This window comes from Amycolatopsis sp. NPDC059027 (assembly GCF_042739735.1).
Classification (GTDB): Bacteria; Actinomycetota; Actinomycetes; order Mycobacteriales; family Pseudonocardiaceae; genus Amycolatopsis.
The window spans coordinates 8,551-16,814 of sequence record NZ_JBHYIK010000125.1 but is presented as its reverse complement, the minus strand read 5'-3'; the positions used below and the strand labels follow the sequence as shown (position 1 = coordinate 16,814).

The 8,264-nt window shown below is 68.5% G+C and carries 5 protein-coding genes; 3 read left to right on the top strand and 2 right to left on the bottom strand.

What is annotated here, in order from left to right; genetic code table 11:
* Positions 1 to 118 precede the first annotated feature (118 nt).
* The gene (locus tag ACFWY9_RS43410) at positions 119 to 1,309 is read right to left on the bottom strand and encodes a glycoside hydrolase family 105 protein (RefSeq protein WP_378322776.1); all 1,191 of its coding nucleotides are present in this window, start codon (positions 1,307 to 1,309) and stop codon (positions 119 to 121) included.
* A gap of 287 nt (positions 1,310 to 1,596) precedes the next feature.
* On the opposite strand from ACFWY9_RS43410, the gene ACFWY9_RS43405 reads away from it, so the two are divergent.
* Positions 1,597 to 3,381 carry an alpha-L-fucosidase gene (locus ACFWY9_RS43405; RefSeq protein ID WP_378322775.1) on the top strand — a complete coding sequence of 595 codons (1,785 nt, stop codon included), beginning with the start codon at positions 1,597 to 1,599 and terminating at the stop codon, positions 3,379 to 3,381.
* On the opposite strand, the gene ACFWY9_RS43400 is transcribed toward ACFWY9_RS43405, so the two are convergent.
* Entirely contained in the window at positions 3,360 to 4,619 is a 1,260-nt protein-coding gene (locus ACFWY9_RS43400) for a trehalase family glycosidase (RefSeq protein WP_378341637.1), read from the bottom strand. The genes ACFWY9_RS43405 and ACFWY9_RS43400 overlap by 22 nt on opposite strands.
* 122 nt (positions 4,620 to 4,741) lie before the next feature.
* On the opposite strand from ACFWY9_RS43400, the gene ACFWY9_RS43395 reads away from it, so the two are divergent.
* Together ACFWY9_RS43395 and ACFWY9_RS43390 are read left to right on the top strand one after the other, a co-directional pair.
* Positions 4,742 to 5,911 carry an ROK family protein gene (locus ACFWY9_RS43395; protein WP_378322773.1) on the top strand — a complete coding sequence of 390 codons (1,170 nt, stop codon included), beginning with the start codon at positions 4,742 to 4,744 and terminating at the stop codon, positions 5,909 to 5,911.
* 301 nt (positions 5,912 to 6,212) lie between these two features.
* The gene (locus ACFWY9_RS43390) at positions 6,213 to 8,183 is read left to right on the top strand and encodes a protease pro-enzyme activation domain-containing protein (protein WP_378322772.1); all 1,971 of its coding nucleotides are present in this window, start codon (positions 6,213 to 6,215) and stop codon (positions 8,181 to 8,183) included.
* Positions 8,184 to 8,264 lie beyond the last annotated feature (81 nt).

Genomic DNA, 8,264 nt, shown 5'->3' with positions numbered 1-8,264 from the left:
TTTTTATACACCCCCCGCCCCCGCCCCCGCCAAAGCGGGGGGGGGCCACTTTGGCGCCACCCTGCCCCCAAATGGGCGCCCCCCACGGACCATGTGGCGGCGCAAGACCGGTGCGGGTTCAGGAGCGCTGTTTCATGAATTGTTCGTTCATGATCAGGAAGGCGCCGAGGCCGTGGAAGTCGTTGGTCCTGCGGGCCCGGCCGTAGTAGTAGTCCAGGGTGCCGACGTTGGTGCCCTCGCAGATGTCGGCCACGTTCGTCAGCCCGTCCGAGCCACGCGACACCTTCTGCAGCACTCCGGCGTAGCCCTTGTTCGCGACGGACTGGTACGACGCGGGCAGGTAGCCGCGCTCGACGCCGCGGGCGATCGTGAAGGTGTACATCGACGAGGCCGACGTCTCCAGCCAGTTCTTCGCGTCCCCGCCGCGGTCGACGATCTGGTACCAGCGCCCGGTCGCCGGGTCCTGGTACCGCTGGTACCCGGCCGCGAGGAAGCGCACCATGTCGACGAGCGCGGCGCGGCGGGGATGATCGGCGGGTAGCACTTCGAGGATGTCGATGGCGGCCATCCCGAACCAGCCGATCGCCCGCGCCCAGTGGAACTGCGAGTGATGTCCCGGCCCGGACGCCCACGGTTCCGAGCCGTCCTCGTCGTAGGCGTGGTACAGCAATCCCTTGCCGGGCTCGGAAAGATGCTTGAAGTACACCACGAGGTTCTTGGCCGATTCCTCGAAGCAGTATCCCGGATCGCCGAACGTCTTCCCGTACAGCGCGAGGAACGGCTGCGCCATGTAGACGCCGTCGCCCCACAACTGGCCGACCTTGCTCGTCGCGTGGAACATGCCGCCGTCGGACGTGCGCGGGTAGGCAGGGAAGCGTTTGCGCAGCTGATCGGCCGCCGTCTTGTACTTCTTGACGCCGGTTTCGGTGTACAGCAACGGGAGCATTTGACACGACCGCATGGCGTCGAGGTTGGTGAACCCGTTGGAGATCCCGCCGTCGCTGATGAACCTGTCGTACCACGCGATGACGAAGTCGAGATACTTCTTCTCGCCGGTTCGCCGGTAACACAGGTACTGGCCGTACATGTAGAGGCCGAGCGTGTACCCCCAGCCGCCGATGGTGGCGGGGGTGAACCGTTTCATCGTGGAGTCGATGACCGCCCGTGAAAGGTCCGCCGCCCCGTTCGGCGGCAGCCGCCCGGGGAGAGCCGCGGCCACACCGGGCACGGCGGCCGCGGCGGCGACGCCGAGGGTGCCCGCCAGGAACGTGCGCCGCGGCAGCCGCGCCGGGTGAAAGGGGTGGGACATGCGTAGTCCTTTCCTGCGCTGGCCCCGGTGACGCGGTGAAGAAGGTGGCCGGGATGCCGATCCGCCGTCCGTCGGCATCCCGGCCGGCTCGAGGGGCGACCGAGTCGCCTGGGCGGTGGCCGGGTGAGCGTAAGCGCTTACCCTGATTGAACGTCTACTCGCCCGGGAGTTCCCACGTCAAGAGCGATCAGATTTTCTGTGTCATATATCAGATATTTCCGGCCGGATGGCCCGGTGGGTGGGTAGTCGCCTTGACCGCCCGTGGGCGCCGGAGTACACCCCCTGGTATGTCAGGAAGACATTCGCTCCGGCGCGGGACGACCGTCGCGCTCGCCCTCCTGCTGGTGATCCTCGGTCTCACCTCGCCGGCGTCGGCGGACCTGCAGAATCCCCGGCAGAAATGGCTTCGCGACAGCCAGGCGGGTCTCTTCCTGCACTGGGGCATGCGGACCTCGCCCGGGTACACCAGTTGCGCCGCCTGGGAAAAGGCGATCTCCGGCGGCGGCTGGACGCCGGAGTACTGGGTCGACGAGGCGAAGAAACTGCACGCCTCCTACCTCGTGCTGGCTTCGTTCCACAGCAGACTCGGCTATTCGCGGGCATGGCCGTCCGCGATCCCCGGCAGCTGTGCCACTGAACGGGACTTCCTCGGCGAGCTGATCAAGGCCGCGAAACCGCAGGGGCTCAAGGTCATCCTCTACATGACCGACGACCCGCAGTGGCACGACGAGGGCGGCCACGAATGGCTCGACTCCGCGGCGTACTCGAAGTACAAGGGCCACAACGTCGATCTGACCACCCGCGACGGGTTCGGCCAGTTCAGCTACGACAACTTCTTCGAGGTCATGAAGAACTACCCCGACCTCGGCGGCTTCTGGATCGACAACGACAACGCGTACTGGGAACAGCACGACCTCTACGCCCAGATCTACCGGCAACGGCCGGGCTATCTGCTCTCGAACAACAACGAAGACACGCCGATCATGGACACGATCAGCAACGAGCAGAAGACCGGGATGAGCCCGGCGTACGACTATCCGCAGGCGATCTACACCGCGCAACCACGGCTCACCGAGGCGTGTTTCAAGCTGCCGAGTACCGGCGCCTGGTGGTACAGCGGCTCGGATTCGGCGGTCGACTACCGGCTCACGCTCGGCAGGCTGATCAGCAATTCCGGCTCCTCGGTGAAATCGCTGATGGCCGAAACCGCCATGGTGAACGGGAGGTTCCCGGCCAAGCAGGAGGCGTTCAACAATTTCGCCAAGGGCTACCTCGACGCCATCTGGCCCTCGCTCGGCGGTACCGAGGGCGGCGGTTACCTGCACGGCGGAATGCAGCCGGGGTTCTGGAACGACGGCGCACACGGCGTGATCACGATCGGCAAGGAATCCCCGGAGACCCAATACATCCACGTCCTGACCACGCCCTCGACGCCGACGCTGCGGATCCGTGACAACGGCTACCGGGTCCGCGCCGTGACGAATCTGCGAACCGGCGCGCCGATCGCGTTCACCCAGGGCGATGGCAGCCTCACGCTGACCGGACTGTCCTCTTGGGACAGTTATGACACGGTGTTCAAAGTGGACACCGCGGGCAGGGAGGGCGTGTACGACCCGAAGACCGTCACCGAGAAGGCGAGCGCGTCGGCGGACGGGCATCCGGCGTCGGCAATGGGCGACGGCGATTACCTGACCTACTGGGACAACGGAAAAACTCTCCCGGTGTCGCTCGACTTCGACCTCGGCGCGGCGAAGAAGGTCCAGTACGTCGGCCTGAACCAGCGCGAGGACTCCGTCGGCTACGCCCGCTCGGCCACCGAGCAGTCGGCACGGATCAAGGACTATCAGGTGTTCGTGTCCGACGACGGCAAGAACTGGGGGAGCGCGGTGAAAACCGGCCGGCTGCCCAGCCATCGCGGCGTGCAGTTCCTCGACCTTCCCACGGCGACCAAGCGCTACGTGCGTGTTCAGGTCACGAGTACGTGGGCGGCTTCGAGCGACACGAAGCGGTACCGGCAGTTGCGGATCGACGAGGCCTGGGTCGGTTCGGCCTACGCCACCAAGGCTTCCTGAGCCGGGCCCGACAGGAGGTCCAGCGTCAGCGCCGCGGTCCAGCCGAAGGAACGCGTGCCGTGGCCCGTACCGGTGAAAGGATCGGTGTACTCGGCGAAACCGGTCTGCCCGGCGAGGGCGACCAGGTCCGCGCCGAGACGCCGAGCCAGAGCGACTTCGCCGTGCCGGACGAGGCCCCGGTGCACGAGCCAGCCGACGTTGAACCACGACGGCCCGCGCCAGTAGCGTGCCGGGTCGAAGTCCGCGGCCGTCAGGTCGTAGCTGGGCACGCCGCGCACCCGGCCGAGCGCGAACCGCGGCCCGGCGGCCGTCGCCAGCAAGGCCGGGGCCACCGGGAGATCGGGCAGTACCAAGGGGATCAGCCCGGCGCAGGTGTGTTTGTCACCAAGGACATCCGCGTGGACGTCGCGGGCGAAGAAGAACCCGGCGGCGTCGTCCCACAGCGTGTCCACCAGCGTCTTGGCGATGCGCGCCGCAGACTCGCGGTGCGCCGCGGCGGCCGAGGGCAGGGCGAGGGCGTCGGCGATCTCGGCGAGCGCGAGTTCGGCGTCGGCCAGCAATGCGTTGACGCCCGGATCTTCGACGCTGAAGCCGTCGGACACCTCGGGCCAGCGAGCGTCGGAGTAGCCACAGTCGCGGTACTCGGCGGCCAGCCGGACGTAGCGGCCGTAGTCCTCGTCGCTGGGCCGGTCGGCGGCCTCGCCGTGGTCGAGGTCGCGCCGGGTGAACGACGTGGCCGCCTCCGGGGTGACCCGCGACAGCGGCGCGTCCCACGCCGGGCTGTTGTCCATTCCCGACTCCCACGGATGCACGATCGAGACCAGCCCGCGCCCGCCGAGGTCGCGGTGCCGGGTCAGGTAGCGGTGCCACGCCACCAGCCTCGGGTACAGCGTGCCCAGGAACGCCTCGGCCGCCGAGCCGTCGGGGTCGGCCCGATGCGTGGCCCAGACCGCGCGGGCGTGGACCGGTGGCTGGATCAGGCCGGAGGTCCGGCCGGCCCGCCAGAAGCCAGGGCCGGGGAAGTACGCCTCCGGCGGCGTGTCCGGATTGAACAGGATGTGCGGCACCCGGCCGTCGCGCCACTGCGCGGAGAACAGGGTCACCAGCTCGCGCCGCGCGCGCTCGGGCGCGACGTGGCGCAGGCCGAAGGCGATGAACGCGGAGTCCCAGCTCCACTGGTGCGGGTACAGCTCGCGGGAGGGCACGGTCGACGAGCCGATCCAGTTACCCTCGAGCACTCGCGCGGCCGCCGCGCCCCATGTTTCCCTGATATGTCTACCGTATCTCCTACTTATGTCTTGTCAATGGACAAAAGTGGTGGCTGCGACGATGTGCGTCACACTCGAGGGGGACGACAGCGATGACAGGCGGTTCGACGCCGACCAGTGCTGGGGAGCTGTTACACCTGGTCCGCACCGGTCAGGCCACCACGCGCAAGGCGTTGCAGACGTTCAGCGGGCTGTCCCGCTCGACGCTGACGGGCAGGCTCGAAGTGCTCCAGGAGGCCGGGCTGCTCGCCGAGGCCGGGCACGAGGACTCCACCGGCGGGCGGCCCGCGCGGCATCTGCGCTTCGACGATCAGCACGCCGTCGTGCTCGCGGCCGGTATGGACACGATGCACGCCGAGGCCGTGATCACCGATCTGTCGGGACGTCGTCTGGCGCGCCGGGCCGGACCGCTCCGGGTCGCCGACGGGCCGGAGGCGGTACTCGATCGCATCGCGAAGTGGTTTGGCGCGCTCCTCGCCGAGAGCGGCAAGCGGGCCGAGGACGTCTGCGGCATCGGGTTGTCGGTGCCCGGACCCGTCGACCCCGCGCGCTCACGGGTCGTCCAGCCGCCGATCATGCCGGGCTGGGACGACTACCCGATCGCCGAGAACCTGGGCACCCGGTTCCCCGCGCCGGTGCTCGTCGACAACGACGCGAACCTGATGGCGCTCGGGGCGCACCGCGCCCGCTACCGGGACTGTCCGTCGCTCGTGCTGGTCAAGGTGTCCACCGGAATCGGCGCTGGGCTGGTGATCGGCGGCGAGGTGTACCGCGGCATCGACGGCGGGGCGGGCGACATCGGCCACGTCCGGCTGCCCGGCCATCCCGGCGCGCGGTGCGCGTGCGGGTCGCTGGGCTGCCTGGCCGCCGTCGCGAGCGGAGGCGCGCTGGCTGCCCAGCTGACCGAGCTGGGCCTGCCGACGGTGTCCGGTTCGGGTGTCCGCGAACGAGTCCTGGCCGGACAGCCGGAAGCGGTCCGGCTCGCGCAGATCGCCGGTCGTCAGGTCGGCGAGGTGGTGGCGACCGTGGTGTGCATGGTCAATCCGGGCGTCCTGGTGATCGCGGGTGATCTCGCCGAACCGCATTTCGCCGCCGGAGTCCGGGAAATCGTGTACCGGCGCGCATTGCCGCGTGCGACGCGGAGCCTCCGGGTGGAGATCGGTGATCGCGAAGACGGCGTCGCCGTGCGGGGCGCCGTCGCGATGGTGGTGGAAACCGAGTTCGCGCCCGCCGCCGTCGATCGACGCCTCGCGACTCGCTGAAACGGTTGCGCCAGATGGGTTTCTCCGCGCGAGAACCCGACGGAAGTAGGTGGCGCGACGCGGTCCGGTGTGCTTCGGGTGACAGCGGGAAAATCGGGCGTAATTCGCCAACGGGGACGTTCCGGGCGAAAAATCGGATTTCCGGTGACTATCGAAGCAGTTCGGCGAAGTCCGGGAAAGAATGACGAGATAACGGTTCTGTTGTGGTCAACAGGCGCCTTCCCTCGCACCGGAAACCGCGCCTAGTCTCTCCGGGTGTTCACCGGCCCCTGGGGCCGGGTTTCTCAAGAGGGAGAACCCTGTGCGAAGAAGTCTCACCCTGTTCCTGTCGCTCGCGGTGGCCGGTGGCCTCGCCGCGACCGTGCCGGCCACGGCGTCGGCACAGGACCGCCAGGACATTCCGCAGTCGCACCCGTTCTGGGCGAACCCACAGGCCAAGGTCGCCGACACCGCGCCGGCGTCGAAGCTGAACTTCCGCGTGTACCTGAACCAGCGCGACCAGGCGGGTGCCGAGTCGGCGGCGCAGGCGGTGTCCGATCCGGACAGTCCGTCCTACCGGAAGTTCCTGAGCCCCGACCAGGTCCGCGACCGCTTCGCCGCCGCGCAGTCCACTGTGGACTCGGTGAAGCAGTGGCTCACCGGCGGCGGGTTCAGCGTCGGTGATGTGCCGACGAACCGGGCGTACGTCGAGGCGACCGGCACCGCGGACCAGGTGCAGAAGGCGTTCTCGGTCAAGCTCGGCAAGTACGCCGTCAAGGGCCGGACGCTGCGGGCGGCCGACAAGGAACTGTCCGTGCCCGCGTCGCTGGCGAAGGACGTGCTCGGTGTCATCGGTGTCGACCAGGCGACGAACCTGCTGAAGCCGGATCACACCGACGGCTCGGACACTGTGAAGACGCAGTCCGCCAAGCCGGGCGATGTGCCGCCCGCCAAGGGTTTCCGCAACTCCGGGCCGTGCAGCACCTACTACGGCGAGAAGATCGATACCACCGACCCGGCGTACAACGGCAAGCAGCTGCCGTACGCGCCGTGCGGGTACACCCCGGCCCAGCTGCGCTCGGCCTACGGCGTCGACCAGGCCGCGCGATTCGGCGCCGACGGCAAGGGCACCACGATCGCGATCGTGGACGCCTTCGCGTCGCCGACCATCTACGCCGATGCCAGCGAGTACGCCAAGCGCAACGACCCCGAGCACCCGCTGAAGGCCTCGCAGTTCTCGCAGAAGATCTTCCCGCCCACCCCGGGCTCGGAGGCTCCGGACCAGTGTGACGCCGCGGGTTGGTACGGCGAGGAAACCCTCGACGTCGAGGCCGCGCACGGGCTCGCCCCCGGCGCGAACATCCTCTACGTGGGTGGCGCGGACTGCCAGGACCTTTCGCTGGACCAGGCGCTGAACTACGTCGTCGCGGATCACCGGGCCGACATCGTCTCGAACTCCTACGGCGACACCGGCGAGGACCTGCCGCCCACCGAGATCAAGGCGTTCAACCAGATCGCGGTCCAGGCCGTGCTGCAGGGCATCGGCGTCTACTTCTCCTCCGGCGACAACGGCGACGAGGTCGCCCGGCTGGGCACGCCTTCGGCCGACTTCGCCGCCTCCTCGCCGTGGGTCACCGCTGTCGGCGGCACCAGCCTCGCGGTCGGCAAGGACGGCAAGCGGATGTTCGAAACCGGGTGGGAGACCGGCAAGTCCAGCCTGACCAACGGCACCTACACGCCGGGCTTCCCCGGCGCGTACACCAGCGGTTCCGGTGGCGGCACGAGCCGTCAGTTCGAGCAGCCCTTCTACCAGAAGGGTTCGGTGCCGGACGCGCTGTCGACGAAGAACCAGAAGGGGAACAAGAAGGGCCGCGTCGTCCCGGACATCTCCGCGATCGGTGACCCGAACACCGGGTTCCTGGTCGGCCAGACGCAGACCTTCCCCGAGGGCGCGCACTACGATCAGTACCGGATCGGCGGCACGAGCCTCGCGTCGCCGGTGTTCGCCGGGATCATGGCCGTCGCCGACAGCTTCGACCACTTCCACCACGGGTTCATCAACCCGGTGATCTACAAGCTGACCGCGCGGACCTCGGCGATCAGCGACGTGCAGCACGTGGACGGGGCCGTGGCGCGGGTCGACTTCGCCAACAGCGTCGACGCTTCGGGCGGCCTGCTCCACTCGGCGCGGACGTTCGACTACCCGAACCTGACCATCCACACCACCAAGGGCTACGACGACGTCACCGGCCTCGGCTCGCCGAACGGCCTGCTGTTCCTGATGCTCGTCTAGACCGAAGGCTGGGCTGAAGGGGAGGTTGGGTCGCGCGGGGGGGGGGGGAGCTCTGTGTGGTTGATAACACACAGACCCCCC